Consider the following 16,712-nt stretch of genomic DNA (forward strand, 5'->3'; position numbering starts at 1 on the left):
TTGTTAAATAAGGAATTCGGGAAGGTTTGTCGGCTGACTGTGCATAGTCGCGGCAACGCAGCTGATTAAAAAATAGGCAATTTTGCAAAAATGCCTATTCGGCGGGCGGCCGCTTCAGCCTAATGAGGCCTTCCTGGGCAACCGAGGCGATCAGCGTGCCGTCGCGGGCAAACAGCGACCCGCGAGTGAACCCCCGCGACCCTTGCGTCGACGGGCTGTCCTGCGTGTAGAGCATCCAGTCGTCAAGCGAATGGCTGCGGTGGAACCACATGGCGTGATCGAGGCTCGCCGCCTGGATGTCGCTATCGAAAATGGCGCGGCCATGCGCAAAGGTCGAGGTATCGAGCAGCGTCATGTCGGAAAGATAGGCAAGCACTGCCGCCTGCGTGGCGGGATCGGCCGGAACCGGGCCGGTCGTGCGGATCCAGATGTTCTGCTTCGGCTCCAGCTTTTCCCGGCTGGTGTAATGCTCCAGCATCACCGGCTTCATCTCGATCGGCCGGTCACGCTCCCAGTAGCGCCTGATGCCGTCGGGCACGGCCTCGCCGAACTTGCCAATCAGTTCGCGCTGCGACAGCAATGTGTCGGGCGCCGGCACCTCCTGCGGCATCGGCACTTGATGCTCGAGCCCGACCTCGTCCTGCTGGAACGAGGCTTCCAGCGAAAAGATCGCCTGGCCGTGCTGGACAGCCACGACACGGCGCGTGGTGAAGGAGCCGCCGTCGCGGATGCGGTCGACCTGGTAGATGATCGGCACCTTGGTGTCGCCGGGCCGCATGAAATAGCCGTGCAGCGAATGCACGTGGCGTTCGGGCTCCACCGTTCGCTGGGCGGCGACCAGCGCCTGGGCGATGGTCTGGCCACCGAAGACACGCTGCCAGTCGAGTTTGGGGCTGCGACCTCGGTACAGGTTGTGTTCCAACTGCTCGAGGTTGAGAATGCCGAGAAGCTCGTCCATGGCCGCCGTCATGTTTCGCGCCCTCTCGCCGCAGAAGTGTTATGGCGGTTTCCGACAGGAAGGACGGGCAGTCAAGGCCGGAAGGGAATTTGGCCGGAAAGGAATTGCCATGGTGGACCGCAAGGCGGATGCCAAAAACCGAACCTCGCTCGATATCTTGGTCGCCGGCGCCGGCTATGTCGGCCTTGCCGCCGCGGTATCGCTGAAACAGGCACGACCAAGCCTGGCGGTCGCTGTCGTCGACGCCGCGCCCGCTGGTGTCTGGCAAAAGGACGGCCGCGCCTCGGCCATCGCCGCTGCCGCTTGCCGCATGCTCGACCAGCTCGGCGTCTGGGCCGAAATCGCGCCCGAGGCGCAGGCGATCACCGAGATGATCGTCACCGATTCGCGCACTTCCGATCCGGTGCGCCCGGTGTTTCTCACTTTCGATGGAGAGGTCGCGCCCGGCGAAGCCTTTGCGCATATGGTCGCCAACAGGGATTTGAACGGCGCCTTGCGCAGGCGCGCTGAAAAACTCGGCATCGACATCATCGAAGGCGTCGCCGTCAGTGCCTTCGACGTGAACGGCGCCGGCATCACCGTGCATCTTGCCGACGGCGCGACACTGAAGGCGCGGCTGCTGATCGCCGCCGACGGCGTCAACTCGAAGCTGCGCGACATGGCCGGCATCAAGACGGTGAAATGGGAGTACGGCCAGTCCGGCATCGTCTGCACCGTTGCGCATGAACGGCCGCACAATGGCCGCGCCGAAGAGCATTTTCTGCCAGCCGGCCCGTTTGCCACGCTGCCGCTCAAGCCGGACAAGGACGGGACCAACCGCTCGTCGATCGTCTGGGTCGAGCGGTCGGAAGATGCCGAAAAACTGGTCGACAGCGACGACCTCGTCTTCGAGCACGAGCTGGAACAGCGGTTTGGCCTGAAGCTCGGCGAAATCCGCGTCGCCGACAGGCCACGCGCCTGGCCGCTCGGCCTAACGCTTGCCCGCGCCTTCGTCGCACCGCGCATTGCGCTCGCCGGCGACGCCGCCCACGGCATCCACCCGATCGCCGGCCAGGGCCTCAATCTCGGCTTCAAGGATGTGGCGGCGTTGGCCGAAGTGGTGGTCGAGGCCGACCGGCTCGGACAGGATATCGGCGCGCTTGACGTGCTCCAACGCTACCAGCAGTGGCGGCGCTTCGACACGCTGCAGATGGGCATCACCACCGATGTCCTGAACCGGCTGTTTTCCAACGACATCGGCCCGCTGCGCGCCGTCCGCGACGTCGGCCTCGGTCTTGTCGAGCGCCTGCCGCGGCTGAAGGATTTCTTCATCCGCCAAGCGTCCGGACTGTCGGGCGACACGCCGAAACTGCTCAAGGGCGAGGCGATCTGATCCGTCTCACGGACATGCCAGGGTGTGTTGAGATTTCAGGTCAGGCCGAGCCGAGAACGCTGAGTTCCGAGAACCGGAGCGGAGCTTACTTTTGGGTACGTGAGCCCGCAAGATCAGAGTTCTACAGCGTCCTTTGCGCGCCCCAGAAGGCGCGCGGCGCTGTAGTAAGCGCAGGAAGTCGCCGTTCGCAGGCCGGCATCACCTGAATATCAGCACACCCTAGTTGACCTCGAAGCCCAGCTTCTGCCGCAGCCGCAGTATCCGCTGGTCGGATATCTTCAGGGGTTGCTCACCAGCCTGCGCCGCGCGGTTCACCATCTGCAGCAAATCGTTTCGCTCAGTCACATCCAGACGTTCGCGCAGGAACGGCGCCAGCTTGTCGATGACGATCGTGGCATCGTCGATCTGTGACGCCGCCCATTTGGCGTAGACCACGGCCTCATCGGTCTTCTTGTCGTCCGCAATCTCGGAAATCATCAACCGAATCGCGGCTTCGCGCTGCGGCAGGACAGGGCCGTTCTCGGAAATGATGGCGGTGATCAGCGTCGCGGCCGCCACGACCGGATCGTCGATCGCCGTCAGCGGTGAGAGCGCCGCCTGCTTGCGCAGTCTCTTGCGGCGAATGTTCCCTTGTACACGCCCGACGACGTCCGCGACCTCGCGCGCCGCATCGTTCATGGCCTTCATCCGATACCACCAGAACGCCGCCGCTCCCAACAGCCCAATTGCAGCAATCAGTATATGCATGCCCGTGATCCCCAAACCGCAGCGACGATAGGAGAAGTGCTGCCTCGCTTCAACGCGCAAAAGTTGCGCCCGCCGAAGAAATTTGATTCAGCCGGACGCAAAACAGAATAATCGCTAGGACCCCGGCACGTTGTAGATCGCCCTGACCTCGATCGTGCCGATTTCGGCCAGCGGGATGCCGCCGGCAATCTCCAGCGCCTCGTCGATATCCCCGGCCTCGATCATGACGAAGCCGAGCAATTGCTCCTTGGTCTCGGCGAAGGGGCCGTCTGTGATCAGCCGTTTGCCCTTGCGCCGGCGCACGGTTTTCGCGGTCTTCACCGACTGCAGCGCCTGCGCGATGATCAGCCGACCGCTTTGCTCCACCGATTTGTCATAGGCCAGCGAGTCGGCGTCGAGCTTGGCCAGCCTCTCCGGGCTCATTGCATAAAGGTCTTTTTCCTCACCATAGACCAGGCAAACGTATTTCATCTCTCATCTTCCTTGTTGTGACGAACCGTTGGCAACCAAGGTCTCAGCCGGGCTTTTGAACGCCGCATGATCGACAAGGGACACCGTAACCCCGATGATGGCGACTGCCACAAGCAGTCGACCGAAACCGGAAGGTGACCGATGCAACCAGTCGGCTTCTTGTTCAGCAGCCTTTCGGCCGGTGTGCCTCCAGTGAGCAGAAAACAGACTATTCATGTGATCCTCCATCCGGCCACGAAATCAGAGGCCGCCCGCAGGACGGCCGAGGCGGATGGAAGTCGACATTTTTGCACGTGGTTTTTTTTAACGCGGCGCCATTGGCGCGAAAGCACGGGTGGCCTTCGTGCCGACGCGCGCTATAGTCGATCAGACGCCGATCACGGCTCAGCCACCACATCAAGGAGGAATTCATGGACCGCACCGCAAACGCCGTCTGGAAAGGCAATCTGAAAGAGGGCAAGGGCACGCTCGACACGCAGAGCGGGGCTCTGAAAGGCACGCCCTACTCGTTCAAGATGCGCTTCGAGGATGAAAGCGGCAAGTCCGGCACCAATCCGGAGGAACTGATCGCGGCGGCGCATGCCGGCTGCTTTGCCATGCAGCTTTCGCATGTCCTGGCCGAGAACGGCACCCCCGCCACCGAACTCGACGCCAAGGCCGTGGTGACGCTGGTTCCAGGCACCGGCATCACCGGAAGCGCGCTCACGCTGGTCGGCAAGGTGCCGGGCATCGATGCCGCGAAATTCCAGGAGCTGGCCGAACAGGCCAAGGTCGGGTGTCCGGTTTCGAAGGCGCTTGGCGCCATCAAGGTGTCACTCGACGCCAAGCTCGGCTGAGCAGATGGCATGAAGTGATAAACGCCGGCTCCAGGGCTGGCGTTTTCATTTGTGGGCGTCGGCGATCCTTCACACCCCTCTGTCCGCAGGACAGAGGGGTGCTGTCCCTCCGACGCCTCAAAAGGTCGTTAGCTTCCTTCGCCGGTCAGCGCGTCGATTCGTGCGCGCAGCTGTGCGACCTCTTCCTCGAGAGCCTGCACGCGTGCTTCGAAATCCGAGGCCGGCGATGGCGCTTGCAAGGGCGCTGCGGCAGCCGACAGCTGCACAGGCCCGCTCAAGAGATGCACATAGCGGTCCTCGCGCTGGCCGGGTCCACGATCGATCTGCTGAACGAGCGGCGGCTTGCGGCCAATCAACAGGTCGAGATTGCTGCGAAGCTCGTCGATGGAGGGTAGGCGCGCCATGCGCTCGCTGCGCGCCAGCAATTCATATGCGGTCTGCGGACCGCGCAGCAACAGCAGCCCAAGCAGCGCAATCTGCGCCGAGGTCAGCGAAAAGCGCTGTGCGACGGACATGCTCGTAACGCTCGACGCGCGAGGCAAAGACCTGCCTGACCAAGCCCTTGTGCTCGAGCTGGCCAAGCGCTCGTCTTACCTCGGCAAGCTCGACCGACATCACCGGCTCGCGCGCCGTCTTCTGGTTGGCGGCGGCAAGTGCCGCATTGAGCGTCAGCGGGTAGATATCGGGCGTCAGTTCCTTCTTTTCGATCAGGCAACCGAGCACGCGCGCTTCTACGGGAGAGAGGATGGGCAGTTCGGTATCGGTCATTGGATAGCTATTGCTGCTGGTTTTTTTGGCACTGTGATGTTCTTTGGCACTGTGAATTTGACAGACATCCGAGCGTTACGACAGAGCCTCTCAATGTCGGCGGGACAGCGCCCCCCTCTGTCCTGCCCGACATCTCCCCCACTTGGGGGGAGATCGGCAGCGTCGCCGATGGCGCCTTTCTTGCAGCATTGGCGATTGGCGAAAGCCGTTGCAGCAGCCAATCTCCCCACTTGTGGGGGAGATGTCCGGCAGGACAGAGGGGGGCGCGAAGGATCGCTGCCTATGAGAGACGAGGCAGAAACTGCCGGGGTCAGACCCTTCTCTCCACCATCATCTTCTTGATCTCGGCGATCGCCTTGGCCGGGTTGAGGCCCTTGGGACAGGTCTGGGCGCAGTTCATGATGGTATGGCAGCGATAGAGCCGGAACGGGTCTTCGAGATTGTCGAGCCGTTCGCCCGTGGCCTCGTCCCGGGAATCGATCAGCCAGCGATAGGCCTGCAACAGCGTCGCCGGGCCGAGATAGCGATCGCCGTTCCACCAGTAGCTCGGGCATGAGGTCGAGCAGCAGGCGCACAAGATGCATTCATACAGCCCGTCGAGCTTTTCGCGGTCCTCATGGCTCTGCAGCCATTCCTTGGCCGGCTCGGGCGACACCGTCTTCAACCATGGCTCGATCGAAGCGTGCTGGGCGTAGAAATTGGTGAGATCCGGCACCAGGTCCTTGACCACCGTCATATGCGGCAGGGGGTAGACCTTGATCGCGCCGGAAATGTCGTCGCAGCCCTTGGTGCAGGCGAGCGTGTTGGAACCGTCGATATTCATGGCGCAGGAGCCGCAAATGCCCTCGCGGCAGGAGCGGCGCAGCGTCAGCGTCGGGTCGATCTTGTTCTTGATGTAGAGCAGCGCGTCGAGCACCATCGGTCCGCAATCGTCCATGTCGACGAAATAGGTGTCCATGCGCGGGTTCTCGTCATCGTCCGGCGACCAGCGGTAGATTCGATATTCGCGCAGATTGGTAGCATTCTCCGGCTTCGGCCAGGTTTTCCCGGCCTTGATCTTCGAGTTTTTCGGAAGGGTGAGTTCGACCATTACCTCAGGTCCTTTCGGATGACGAGCTTCAGCCCGGACCAGATCCCGTTCACGGCGGCGACCTTCACGTCGACAAGGTCGAGCTTCAGCGCTTGCGCGCGGATGATATCCTCGGTGACGTCGGTCGGCACCTTCGATGCCTTTTTGGGCCAGGAGACCCAGACCATGCCGTCACGCTTGATTGCAGCCTCGACGCCGGCGAGGCTGTCCTCGATCTCGGCGCGCTGCCGGGTGAAGGCGTGGACGGCATCGTATTTCCGCGCAGCACCTGAAATCTTCGACCAGTCCGGCAGCCGATCGACGTGGGCGAAGTCGACAGCACTGGCCAGATCGTCGAGCTCCGCCGGCAGCGCGATAAAGGCGGCAATCATTCCGTCCTTCAGGCCGAGCTTGGCCGGAAGAGGCGTGCCCGAATATCCTGAGACCGCCAGCGCCATCGTCAATACACCCTCGCCTTGGGAGCGATCTTGGCCGGGTTGATGCCGCCGTCTGCTTCCCTAAGCAGCGGCTCGGTGTGCACCGGCCGATAGCTGAGCGACACCTCGCCGGCCTCGCTGAGCCGGGCCAGCGTGTGCTTGCGCCAGTTCGCATCGTCGCGCGCCGAAAAATCTTCCCGCGCATGCGCGCCGCGGCTCTCCTCGCGCGCCTCGGCGCCATAGACCGTGGTGATGGCGTTGGCCATCAGATTTTCCAGTTCCAGCGTCTCGACCAGGTCGGAGTTCCAGATCATCGAGCGGTCGAACACTTTTACGTCCTTGAGCTCGCCCCAGATCTGCGAAATGCGCTTGCAGCCGCTTTCCAGCGATTCCTGCGTGCGGAACACCGCCGCATCGTCCTGCATCGCCTTCTGCATCTTTTCGCGCAGAACCGCGGTCGGCGTCGAGCCGTTGGCATGGCGCAGCCGGTCGAAGCGGTCCATGATCTTCTCGACCGAGGCTTCGTTGGGCGAGGGGATCGCGGCGTTGCGGTCGATCACCTGGCCTGCCCGGATCGCCGCCGCGCGGCCGAACACCACCAGATCGATCAGCGAGTTCGAGCCCAGCCGGTTGGCGCCGTGGACGGAGGCGCAGCCGGCTTCGCCGACCGCCATCAGCCCTGGCGACACCTGGTCCGGGTTCAAGGCGGTGGGGTTGAGCACCTCGCCCCAGTAATTGGTCGGCACGCCGCCCATATTGTAGTGGACCGTCGGCAGTACCGGGATCGGCTCCTTGGTCAGATCGACGCCGGCAAAGATTTTTGCTGATTCCGAAATCCCCGGAAGTCTCTCGTGCAAAACAGCCGGATCGAGGTGGTCGAGGTGGAGAAAAATATGGTCCTTGTTCTTGCCGACGCCGCGTCCCTCGCGGATCTCCAGCGTCATGCAGCGCGAGACCACATCGCGCGAGGCAAGGTCCTTGGCTGATGGCGCATAGCGCTCCATGAAGCGCTCGCCTTCGGAGTTGACGAGATAGCCGCCCTCGCCGCGCGCGCCCTCGGTGATCAGGCAGCCGGCGCCGTAGATGCCGGTCGGGTGGAACTGCACGAACTCCATATCCTGCAGCGGCAGCCCGGCCCGCGCCGCCATGCCGCCGCCGTCGCCGGTGCAAGTGTGCGCCGAGGTCGCCGAAAAATAGGCGCGGCCATAGCCGCCGGTCGCCAGCACCACCATTTTTGCCGAAAAGCGGTGGATGGTGCCGTCGTCCAAGTTCCAGGCGACGACACCAGTGCAGGTGCCGTCCGGCTCCATGATCAGGTCGAGCGCGAAATACTCGATGAAGAACTGCGCGTTGTTCTTCAGCGACTGGCCGTAGAGCGTATGCAGGATGGCGTGGCCGGTGCGGTCTGCGGCCGCACAGGTGCGCTGCACCGGCGGGCCGTCGCCGAAATTCATCATGTGGCCGCCGAACGGCCGCTGGTAGATCTTGCCCTCTTCGGTGCGCGAGAACGGCACGCCGTAATGCTCGAGCTCGTAGACGGCGGCAGGTGCTTCGCGCACCAGATATTCCATGGCGTCGACGTCGCCGAGCCAGTCCGATCCTTTAACGGTGTCGTACATGTGCCACTGCCAGGAATCGGGGCCCATATTGGACAGCGAGGCGGCGATGCCGCCCTGAGCGGCGACAGTGTGCGACCGCGTCGGGAAAACCTTGGTGATGCAGGCGGTGCGCAGGCCCTGTTCGGCCATGCCGAGCGTGGCGCGCAGGCCGGCGCCGCCGGCGCCGACGACCACGACGTCGAATTTGTGGTCGACATAGGTATAGGCGGACGCCGTGTTGGCGTTTGTCGCGTCCTTGGCCAAAACTCAGCCTCCAAATGCCAGTTTGAGCAGGGCGAAGATCGAGGCGACGCCGACCACTACGGGAAAGAACGTGTTGAGGGCGAGCAGCGCCAGCCTCATGCCCTCGCCATGCACATAGTCCTCGATGATCGCCTGCATGCCGAGCCGCATATGGTAGAGCCCGGACAAGAGCACCAGGGCCAGGACCAGCGCCACGAACGGGTTGGCAAGTGCGGCGCGCACTTCCGCATAGCCGGCGCCATTCAGCGCGATCAGGAAGCCGACGAAAAACAGGATCAGCGGGATGTTGGCGATCGCCGTCAGGCGCTGGCGCCAGAAATGCTCCGTGCCCTCGCGGGCGGAGCCGAGGCCGCGAACCTTCGCCAGCGGCGTGCGCATGTCGGTGTTGTGGTGGCTCACGATCAGGCCCCCCGCGCCATATAGCCGGCGATCCAGATCAGCAGCGTCAGTACAATCGAGCCGGCCAGCGTCGCCCAGGCGATCCTCGAGGCCGTATCCTTTTCAAGACCTGCCCCGGTGTCCCAGATCAGGTGGCGCACGCCGCCCAGCATGTGGTGCATCAGCGCCCAGGTATAGAAGAACAGCACCAGCCGCCCCAGCCACGAGCCGAAGGCCCAGTTGACGGCATCGAAGGTAGCTTGCGAGCTCGCCGCCGCCATCAGCCACAGGGCGACCAGCAGCGTGCCGAAATAGAGCGCGCCACCGGTGATGCGATGGATGATCGACATCGTCATCGTGATCGGCGGTCGATAGACGGTCAGATGCGGCGAAAGCGGCCGTTCACGTCTGGCAAATTCGCGGGTGGCTGGTGATTTGCTCATGGCTCCCCCAGTTCGGCGTCTCTGGAGCCCCAGGTGGAAATGCGGCATTACCGCTTCCGGTTGCGACTTCGGACAGCCGGTTTCTAATGCGCTTTTTGCACCGCGTCAAAGCCGGAAAATCGTTTCGAAAACGTAATTTAGTCTGACAAAAGAGCGGTGTTTCGCTTCAATCGATTAGGGCGAGACCCAAAGCCGGCGCAATGTTCGCTGCGATGCAACATATCTGCCCGACTTGGGCGTCCAGGGTGTGTTGAGATTCAGGTCAGGCCGAGTCGAAAAGGTAGCTTACGAGAACCGGAGCGGAGCGTACATTTCCGTACGTGAGCCCGCGCATGATCCCGTGGTCATGCGCAAAATCAAAGTTCTAAAGCGTCCTTTGCGCCCAAAAGGGCGCACGGCGCGGTAGGTAAGCGCAGGAAGCTGCCCTTTGCAGGCCGGCCTCACCTGAATATCAGCACACCCGGTCAGCGGGTGCAGGTCAGCGGGGTGGCGCCGCCCTTCATCACCAGCGCGTCGCGTCCGTCGATCACGATTGCGTCATGCGCCTCGCCGAAGCGGCTGCTTTGATTGGCGGGCGAGGCCGGCAGGTCCTCTCTGGCGCCGTCCGGGCCAAGCACGCGCACCGAGGTGCCGAGGTTTTCGATGGTGATCCTGGCGCCATCGGCGCAATTGTAAGTCGCGACGCGCGGCTGCCGTGCCGTCGAATCGGTCGTGGTGGCCGCGAGCGGATTTCCGGCCTTCGGCGCATTGGTCTGCGACACGCAGGCAGCAGTGATCAGCAATGGGAAAAGCGCAGGCGTTATCCGAAACGTCCGGCGGAACGCCATATGCTGCCTCCCTGCGCGTCAATCCAGCCGCGATGCTTTGCCAAGATCACCCGCGCCACGCTCGACCCTGGGCGAGGGTGCGGGCAAGCATGGCCGAAAGATGGCCGCAGCCTTCCAAGGCGTCGGATATTAACCATGTTTGCTGAGACCTGGCTGCCAGCAGGGCCGGCCTCTTAACAAAGGTTAAGAAAAGGTTAATTTGCGATTCAAGGAAGACTCTCTGACAAATGGGAGACGCCATGCGTTCGAATTCAGGCAGATCGCGCCTTCCGGCGCTCATCCTGGTGGCGGTGGCCATCGGCTTCGCAGCACCGGCACTCGCCGGGACGCGCGACCGCGTCTACGCCGATTCCTTCGGCAATCTCGTCATCGAGAGCGCCGCCGGCTACAAGCGCATCCTCGTTGGCGACGGCAACCTGGCCAAGGAACTGTCTGACTACACCGGCGCCGGCCAGCCCAAAATCTATGAAAACGACGCGGATGACGTCAGCAGCCGCGACTGCTACCGGCCGCCGGTTTTCGTGAAGGGCCGCAGTTATATGTACGGCCTTTCCGACGGCGAGATGCCCGAACTCAGCCCCTGCCGCTGATCTTCGGCCCGGCGTTGGCGACAGCCGTCTGCCGGGTGGCGATTGACCCTATCGAGATGCGCACGCAATCGCGTCCGCTGCCCTTCGCTTGATAGAGCGCTTCGTCGGCGCGCTGCAGCAGGTCGGAAAAAGCTTCGGCCGGGTGAAGCTCGGCAACGCCGAAGCTGGCGGTGCAACGATGGTGCGCCGGCAGACAGTCTATCGGCAAGGCTCCGAAAGCGCTGCGCGTGCCTTCGGCGAAGAGCCGCGCGGCGGCGAGGTTGGTTCCGGGCAGGATGATGGCGAATTCCTCACCACCGATGCGGCCGGCGACGTGGTGATCGGCGGCCGCATCACGCAGGAAGCCGGCAAAGGCCTCGATGACCCGGTCGCCGGATGCGTGGCCGAAACTGTCGTTAATGCTCTTGAAATGATCGAGGTCGGCGATGACCAATGCGACCGGAATACCCCTGCGCACGGCGTCACGCATCGCGAGCTCGGCATGACGTTCGAAGCCGCCCCGGTTGAGCAGCCTCGATAGCGTGTCCGTCTCCGACTTCGACGTCGCCTCGGCGAGCACGTCACGGACCAGAATGACCAGAATGAGAAGCGCGATTGTCATGCCGAATACCGTGCCTAGTGATTGCGACACCAGAGCGTAGTTGCTCTGCAGGTAGGCCTGCGGATTGACGCCCCAGCCGCCCAATGCATGGGCGATGAACGGCTTGCTCACGAATTGCAGGGCGCTGGCCGCCAGAACGGCCATCAGCGCACGGTCGAGCCAATCGCGTCTTTGTCTGGACGACCAGACGATGGCGACGCCGACGAACTGCATGGCCGCATAGGGAAGCTGGTAGGCCATCATGCGGGCAGGCGACTGGCGCGGCAGATCCTGCACGAAATACACGGCCACGGTGGCCGCAAACAGGAAGACGAGCATCGGCCCCCAGGGCGGCGCCACGCCGTATTTATGGGCAAGCCCGCCATTGAAGGCGATGGTGGCGCCCAGGAAAACGGCGAAGCCCGCGACGACCGCGGGTCGCGCATTGTCGAAGACCGGAATGCTGAACTCGATGGCGAAATAGGCCATCCCGAGCAGATAACCGAAGACCAGCCAGCGCGCCGGCGCGCGCGCCACATCGTTGAACGAGATGGTCATGAAGGCAGCCGCCAGCAGGCCGGCGACGAGCAGGTTAATTGCAAGGATGAACTCTGCGCCGCCGCCCATGTGGTTTTCGCACTCCCTGCGCCAGCAAATCACGAACGGGCGAAAAAGACGTTAACGCGAGCCCGGGCGCGGATGCGATCAGCCAGCTTTGAGCGGTTCCACAACGAGCACCGTTTCCGACCGTTCATAGGCCGACCGTTCATAGGATAGCCGCACGCTGTCGCGGCCGTTCCGTTTGGCTTTGTAAAGCGCCTTGTCGGCGCGGCGCATCAGCGGCTCCAGCCCTTCCTCGCCGGTGCGGGGCGTCACGCCGAAGCTCGCGGTCACTCTTGTGCCGGACGGGAGCCCGTCGACGCTGCCAATGCTTCCGAAGCAGCCAAACACGTCGGGGCTCTCGCGGTCCAATCACCGTCCCGTTTTTTTGCTTTTTCGGTCAATCAATTGCCGTGCGGCGGTTCTTTTGCGACTGCCAAACCCATAGCCGATCATCAAGAGCAAAACCGTCGCCGCGGTGAAAATGCCAACCCTGGTCCTTGCCGTTGAAAATCCCGCAAGTCTGCCGCGTGCCTCGGCCGTGAGGGACCCATGGGTCTTGTGGAGCCCTTTGACCGAGTGGAAAAGATTGTCATCGCGTGCAGATGATGCCTTGGTACGCCGGACCTGGCCCTTGTAAGCCGCACTAGCCAGATAGCGGTCCAGCAAGCCTGGGGCAAGGTCGGTGCTGGCAAGGCTAAACCGCCGGTCCTTCGAGCCCGCTTCTCTCGTGCGATTTCCACAGGAACCAGCCGAGGACGGTACCGAAGAAGAATGTGTGGGCAATGAACTGCACGACCGGGCTTGCTTGCAGGAACCAGGGGAATGCGATCGGCGCGATCACATAGAAATTGACGAGCCACAAAGCGAGACCAAAGATGCTGCCGAGACCAATGAAGGTGGCTTGCCCTCGCAGCATTGCGGCAATCTCCCCGAACACGATCCCATAGGCGATGGCCAGGATCAAATGCACGATCACGCCGGCGATGCTGGCCGTCAGGAGCGGGTAGCCGGGATCGAGAGCTTCCGGTCCAAGTGCGATGGCGCCGATCATGCGCAGGGGCATGAAGAACGCTTCCGCCCCCATCATGAACGCACTCGCCGCCATTTCGAACGCCGCAAAGACGATGCCTGCGACGATGCCCGCAACGGCCCCCTGCTGGAGTCCCCATTGGATGTCGCGCGGCGTCACCGGCGTATGGATGTAATCACGGTAAGCCATAACACTGCTCCCTGTTCTGGACGCAGATTCCTCCGCAAAATCAATGCCGGGAACGCGTCGGCGGTTCCGGACGTCCGGTACGATTCACGGGGATTTGATTGAAGTTGATGTTTCTCAAGCCTAGCGGGCGCTACATGCAGAGCGTGCGGAGCCAAACGGTATGCCTGCTGAATCGCCCGACCACAGCCTGGTCCGCCTGCGGGTACGGCCGGAAACGATCTATGTGAGCAAAGGCCGAACGGTGCTGGCGACCGGACGCGACGGTTTTTTCGACAACGGTTCCGATCAAGGCCTGTTTGTCCACCAGACACGGCTCCTTTCTCGCTACCGTTATCTGATCAACGGCCGTCCGCCGTACCCTGTCTCGATTTCCAACGTGGCTCAGCACTCCTGGCTTGGCTACTACATCGCTCCGGTTCCGAAGGCGGCCAAGCGGCGCCCGACCATTTCCGAGACTGCGCAGGAGTCCATCGAGCTGCGCCTGTCGCGCTATGTCGGCGAGGGCCTGCACGAGGATGTCGATCTGGTGAATTTCACGCAGGAAAAAGTCCAGTTCATGCTCGAGCTTGATCTGGACGCCGATTTCGCCGACCAGGACGAAACGCACGGTAACCGCAGACAGAGCGGCCGGCAGACCTGCAAGTGGATGGAAGGTGAAGAGCTTTCCGAGCTGACCTTCGAATATCACGCGCACCATGGCTATGATCATCAAAATGAGAAGGGGACTGCGTCAATCCGGCGAGGTGTCAGGCTCCGCTTCTCGAACGCCACCATGCCGCCCCGATACAGGAACGGGCGCATCGCCTTCGATGTCGGCCTTGCTCCTCATGAGCGCTGGCATTGCTGTATCGACATCATTCCGGTGATAGAAGGTCGGGATCTCCTTTCGAGCTATCGGTGCCGGTCCTTTTCGCCGCAGGCCAATGACTATGATCGCCGTACGCAACGTTTTCTGAGCGATGCGCCGCGTTTTTCCAGCCCCGAAAGCACGACACTGGCGAACGTGGTGATCGGAGCGCTCGAGCAGGCCAAGCGGGATTTGGACGCTTTGCGCCTGTACGATCTCGATTGCGCGGAGCGAGCATGGACGACGGCAGCGGGGCTGCCGGTCTATATCGCGCTGTTCGGCCGCGATACGCTCACAGTTGCCTGGGAGGCTGCGCCGGTTACGACCGATATCATGCGCGGAACCTTGCCCGTGCTCGCCGGATTGCAGGGGAAAGAGATCAACGACTGGCGCGACGAACAGCCGGGCCGCATGCTGCATGAAGCCCATACCGGCCCGCTCGCCAGTCTCAACTACACGCCCAAAGCACGGTACTACGGATCGATCACGACCTCCGGCTTCTATCCTTTCGTGGCGGCGCAGCTATGGCACTGGACAGGCGACAAGAATCTCGTACGCCCATACGTCGACCCTGCGATTGCGGCTCTCAAATGGCTCGATGCGTTCTGCGATCACGACAAGGATGGCTTCTGCGAATACAAAACGCGTTCGGAACTCGGGCTCGAGAACCAAGCCTGGAAGGACTCGAGCGACGCAATCGTCTACGAAGATGGCTCCCAGGTGCCGAAGCCAATCGCGACCTGCGAGGAGCAGGGAATTGTCTACGCCGCCAAAATGAATCTCGCCGAGGTCTTATGGTGGTTCGATCGCGGAGATGAAGCAAAGTACCTGTACGAAAGCGCGAAGGAACTCAAGAAGCGGTTCAGCGAAGCCTTCTGGATGGAGAGCGAGGGTTTCTTCGCGATGGCGCTCGACCCCGATAGACGCCAGGTCAGCTCGATCGGCTCCAACGCCCTGCACTGCGTCGCAACCGGCATCGCCGACACGGCGCTGGTGCCGCGCACGTTGAAGCGGCTGTTTGCCGAAGACATGTTCACCGGCTGGGGCGTGCGAACCCTTTCGTCACAACATCCGGCTTTCAATCCCTACTCCTATCACCGTGGCACCGTCTGGCCCGTCGAGCACGGTCCGTTCGCCATTGGTGCTTATCGATATGGATGCCATGATTATGTCGAGCGGGTATGCCGTTCGCAGTTCGAAACCGCTGCGCTTTTCGACTTTTTTCGCTTGCCGGAGTGTATTGCCGGGCACCAGCGCGATCAGGATCATCCATTTCCAGCGGTCTATCCGGCCGCCAATTCGCCGCAGGCGTGGTCGACGACCACCGTCTATACGCTCCTTCAGGCGCTGCTGGGCCTGCAGCCCTTCGCGCCGCTCCGGATGCTGTTCGTCGATCCTCATCTGCCGGCCTGGCTGCCCGAGATCACGATCTCGGATCTCCGTGTCGCAAATGCGATCGTCACCATCCGATTTTTTCGCAAATCGAATGGAAGCAGCGATTACAAGGTGCTGGAAAAACGTGGCTGGCTGCACGTGGTTCGCCAACCCAGCCCCTGGTCGCTTACGGCAAGCTATGGCGAGCGCGCCAAAGACATCCTCATGAGTCTGGCACCAGGCCATTGAAATGGCATTACGATCACCGCCCGGCTCGGCAAACCTTTCGGGCTTTATCGATCTGCCATGCCGACCAGCCGATCTGATCGGCATGCCGCGCGGCCACCGCTTGTCGCCGCCAATGCTCGATGACAACATGTGACAACCACTCCTCGGTCTGACGTTGCCAGATGTCCAATATCGGTGGTGCCAGTTAAACCAGTTAAAAGGTTGCGTCGGCATGGCTCCAACAAAACGATCGGCCCTCTCGCCTGGGACGGAAAACGCAGATTCAACACGCGAGAGCGACAAGGGCCGCAAAGCGCCTCTCCGGTCAGGAACGGCGCCGGACCATGATCGCGCCGGCGAGACCACAGGTTGGAGATCAGCTTGGTTGGCGCCATGCCGATGGGCAGCGTGAAATGCTGCAACAGGAAACCGATCGCCGAAAGCCAGTAGCTGGCGGCGAGCACGGCCAGATAGGGGCGGTGACGCCGATAGAACCACAGCACGAGAAACACCGCGCCGAGCACAAGCGCGATCGTCGGGTTGAGCAACCCTATCAGCAGACCGGTGTCCAAAGGACCGTGCCCCACGCTTGCGTCAGGGAAGACCTTAGAGCGGAAGCCCAAACAAGCGGTTAAGCGGGATCGAATATGCGCGAGGTCGCCTATGAAGCTGCTGCACGGAACTTGAGACCGCGGCCGGCGTTTTCCGGCAGCAATCGATGGAGACGCTTTCATGGCCGATACGATCATGCTGACCGATCACGAGGCAATTCGCTCATGGGCCGCGTCACGTGCCGGATTTCCGGCAATCGTCGATGTATCGCCCGAAACAGGCACGCAAGCCATGCTGAGGCTGGTTTTCGGCCAGCATGCGTATCAGGACCAGGACCAGGCCGAACGCCCGGCCAACGCCGGCGGCTACGAACTGGTCGAATGGGACGAATGGTTCAAGCTTTTCGACGAACGCCAGCTGGCGCTCGTGGTGGCAAAGGATCAACCCGGCCGCCGTGAGCAATTCCACGAATTCGTCAGGCGCCCCGGCTGAAAGAAAGGGCCCGAATCGCGTTGCGGCTCGGGCCTGGCATGCACTCATATACGGACTGT

At 62.3% G+C, this 16,712-nt stretch carries 17 protein-coding genes and 3 pseudogenes; 5 read left to right on the plus strand and 15 right to left on the minus strand.

Annotation, left to right across the window (positions count from 1 at the left end; genetic code table 11):
* Positions 1-94: 94 nt before the first annotated feature.
* Entirely contained in the window at positions 95-970 is an 876-nt protein-coding gene (gene tesB, locus CIT26_RS28205) for an acyl-CoA thioesterase II (protein ID WP_095495582.1), read from the minus strand.
* 97 nt (positions 971-1,067) lie between these two features.
* On the opposite strand from tesB, the gene CIT26_RS28210 reads away from it, so the two are divergent.
* A complete protein-coding gene (locus CIT26_RS28210) occupies positions 1,068-2,330 on the plus strand; it encodes a ubiquinone biosynthesis hydroxylase (protein ID WP_095495791.1) in 1,263 nt (420 codons plus the stop codon).
* A gap of 219 nt (positions 2,331-2,549) precedes the next feature.
* On the opposite strand, the gene CIT26_RS28215 is transcribed toward CIT26_RS28210, so the two are convergent.
* The 3 genes from CIT26_RS28215 to CIT26_RS28225 all read right to left on the minus strand — a co-directional run bounded on the left by CIT26_RS28215 (position 2,550) and on the right by CIT26_RS28225 (position 3,764).
* Positions 2,550-3,077 carry a hypothetical protein gene (locus CIT26_RS28215; protein ID WP_095495583.1) on the minus strand — a complete coding sequence of 176 codons (528 nt, stop codon included), beginning with the start codon at positions 3,075-3,077 and terminating at the stop codon, positions 2,550-2,552.
* Between the two features lie 114 nt (positions 3,078-3,191).
* Complete coding sequence (locus CIT26_RS28220) at positions 3,192-3,548, minus strand: YciI family protein (protein ID WP_095495584.1); 357 nt, start codon at positions 3,546-3,548, stop codon at positions 3,192-3,194.
* Positions 3,549-3,551: 3 nt separating this feature from the next.
* On the minus strand, positions 3,552-3,764 hold the full coding sequence (locus tag CIT26_RS28225; RefSeq protein WP_095495585.1) for a hypothetical protein: 213 nt from the start codon (positions 3,762-3,764) through the stop codon (positions 3,552-3,554).
* Between the two features lie 194 nt (positions 3,765-3,958).
* On the opposite strand from CIT26_RS28225, the gene CIT26_RS28230 reads away from it, so the two are divergent.
* On the plus strand, positions 3,959-4,384 hold the full coding sequence (locus tag CIT26_RS28230) for an OsmC family protein (RefSeq protein ID WP_095495586.1): 426 nt from the start codon (positions 3,959-3,961) through the stop codon (positions 4,382-4,384).
* A 128-nt stretch (positions 4,385-4,512) separates the two neighbouring features.
* Here CIT26_RS28230 and CIT26_RS38560 read toward each other — a convergent pair.
* The 7 genes and pseudogenes from CIT26_RS38560 to CIT26_RS28270 form a co-directional block, all read right to left on the minus strand.
* Positions 4,513-5,152 (minus strand): annotated as a pseudogene (locus CIT26_RS38560) (YceH family protein).
* Positions 5,153-5,462: 310 nt separating this feature from the next.
* Positions 5,463-6,242, minus strand: coding sequence for a succinate dehydrogenase iron-sulfur subunit (locus tag CIT26_RS28245; RefSeq protein ID WP_095495587.1), 780 nt, complete (start codon positions 6,240-6,242; stop codon positions 5,463-5,465).
* Positions 6,242-6,679 carry a DUF3052 family protein gene (locus CIT26_RS28250; RefSeq protein WP_095495588.1) on the minus strand — a complete coding sequence of 146 codons (438 nt, stop codon included), beginning with the start codon at positions 6,677-6,679 and terminating at the stop codon, positions 6,242-6,244. The genes CIT26_RS28245 and CIT26_RS28250 overlap by 1 nt, the downstream gene beginning before the upstream one ends.
* A gap of 2 nt (positions 6,680-6,681) precedes the next feature.
* Positions 6,682-8,520 carry a succinate dehydrogenase flavoprotein subunit gene (sdhA, locus tag CIT26_RS28255; RefSeq protein WP_095495589.1) on the minus strand — a complete coding sequence of 613 codons (1,839 nt, stop codon included), beginning with the start codon at positions 8,518-8,520 and terminating at the stop codon, positions 6,682-6,684.
* A 3-nt stretch (positions 8,521-8,523) separates the two neighbouring features.
* Positions 8,524-8,898 carry a succinate dehydrogenase, hydrophobic membrane anchor protein gene (gene sdhD, locus CIT26_RS28260; RefSeq protein ID WP_210335001.1) on the minus strand — a complete coding sequence of 125 codons (375 nt, stop codon included), beginning with the start codon at positions 8,896-8,898 and terminating at the stop codon, positions 8,524-8,526.
* A gap of 23 nt (positions 8,899-8,921) precedes the next feature.
* Positions 8,922-9,341 (minus strand): succinate dehydrogenase, cytochrome b556 subunit, encoded by a 420-nt coding sequence (gene sdhC, locus CIT26_RS28265; protein ID WP_095495591.1) that lies wholly within the window; start codon positions 9,339-9,341, stop codon positions 8,922-8,924.
* 464 nt (positions 9,342-9,805) lie between these two features.
* A complete protein-coding gene (locus tag CIT26_RS28270; protein ID WP_095495592.1) occupies positions 9,806-10,168 on the minus strand; it encodes a hypothetical protein in 363 nt (120 codons plus the stop codon).
* 239 nt (positions 10,169-10,407) lie between these two features.
* Between CIT26_RS28270 and CIT26_RS28275 the strand changes: the two genes are divergently transcribed.
* On the plus strand, positions 10,408-10,758 hold the full coding sequence (locus CIT26_RS28275; protein ID WP_095495792.1) for a hypothetical protein: 351 nt from the start codon (positions 10,408-10,410) through the stop codon (positions 10,756-10,758).
* On the opposite strand, the gene CIT26_RS28280 is transcribed toward CIT26_RS28275, so the two are convergent.
* The 3 genes and pseudogenes from CIT26_RS28280 to CIT26_RS28295 all read right to left on the minus strand — a co-directional run bounded on the left by CIT26_RS28280 (position 10,742) and on the right by CIT26_RS28295 (position 13,160).
* A complete protein-coding gene (locus CIT26_RS28280; RefSeq protein ID WP_095495593.1) occupies positions 10,742-11,965 on the minus strand; it encodes a GGDEF domain-containing protein in 1,224 nt (407 codons plus the stop codon). The two genes, CIT26_RS28275 and CIT26_RS28280, sit on opposite strands and share 17 nt — an antisense overlap.
* A 78-nt stretch (positions 11,966-12,043) precedes the next feature.
* Positions 12,044-12,271, minus strand: a pseudogene (locus CIT26_RS28285) (diguanylate cyclase domain-containing protein); the annotation flags it as partial.
* Positions 12,272-12,635: 364 nt separating this feature from the next.
* The gene (locus CIT26_RS28295) at positions 12,636-13,160 is read right to left on the minus strand and encodes a hypothetical protein (protein ID WP_095495595.1); all 525 of its coding nucleotides are present in this window, start codon (positions 13,158-13,160) and stop codon (positions 12,636-12,638) included.
* A 160-nt stretch (positions 13,161-13,320) separates the two neighbouring features.
* Between CIT26_RS28295 and CIT26_RS28300 the strand changes: the two genes are divergently transcribed.
* A complete protein-coding gene (locus tag CIT26_RS28300) occupies positions 13,321-15,630 on the plus strand; it encodes an amylo-alpha-1,6-glucosidase (protein WP_095495596.1) in 2,310 nt (769 codons plus the stop codon).
* A 344-nt stretch (positions 15,631-15,974) separates the two neighbouring features.
* Here the strand turns inward: CIT26_RS28300 and CIT26_RS28305 are convergent.
* A pseudogene (locus CIT26_RS28305) lies at positions 15,975-16,181 on the minus strand (GGDEF domain-containing protein); the annotation flags it as partial.
* Positions 16,182-16,341: 160 nt separating this feature from the next.
* Between CIT26_RS28305 and CIT26_RS28310 the strand changes: the two are divergent.
* Positions 16,342-16,653: a hypothetical protein gene (locus tag CIT26_RS28310; protein WP_095495597.1), complete on the plus strand. Its 312-nt coding sequence runs from the start codon at positions 16,342-16,344 to the stop codon at positions 16,651-16,653.
* Positions 16,654-16,712: the final 59 nt, after the last annotated feature.

The sequence above is a fragment of the Mesorhizobium temperatum genome (genome assembly GCF_002284575.1).
Classification (GTDB): domain Bacteria; phylum Pseudomonadota; class Alphaproteobacteria; order Rhizobiales; family Rhizobiaceae; genus Mesorhizobium; species Mesorhizobium temperatum.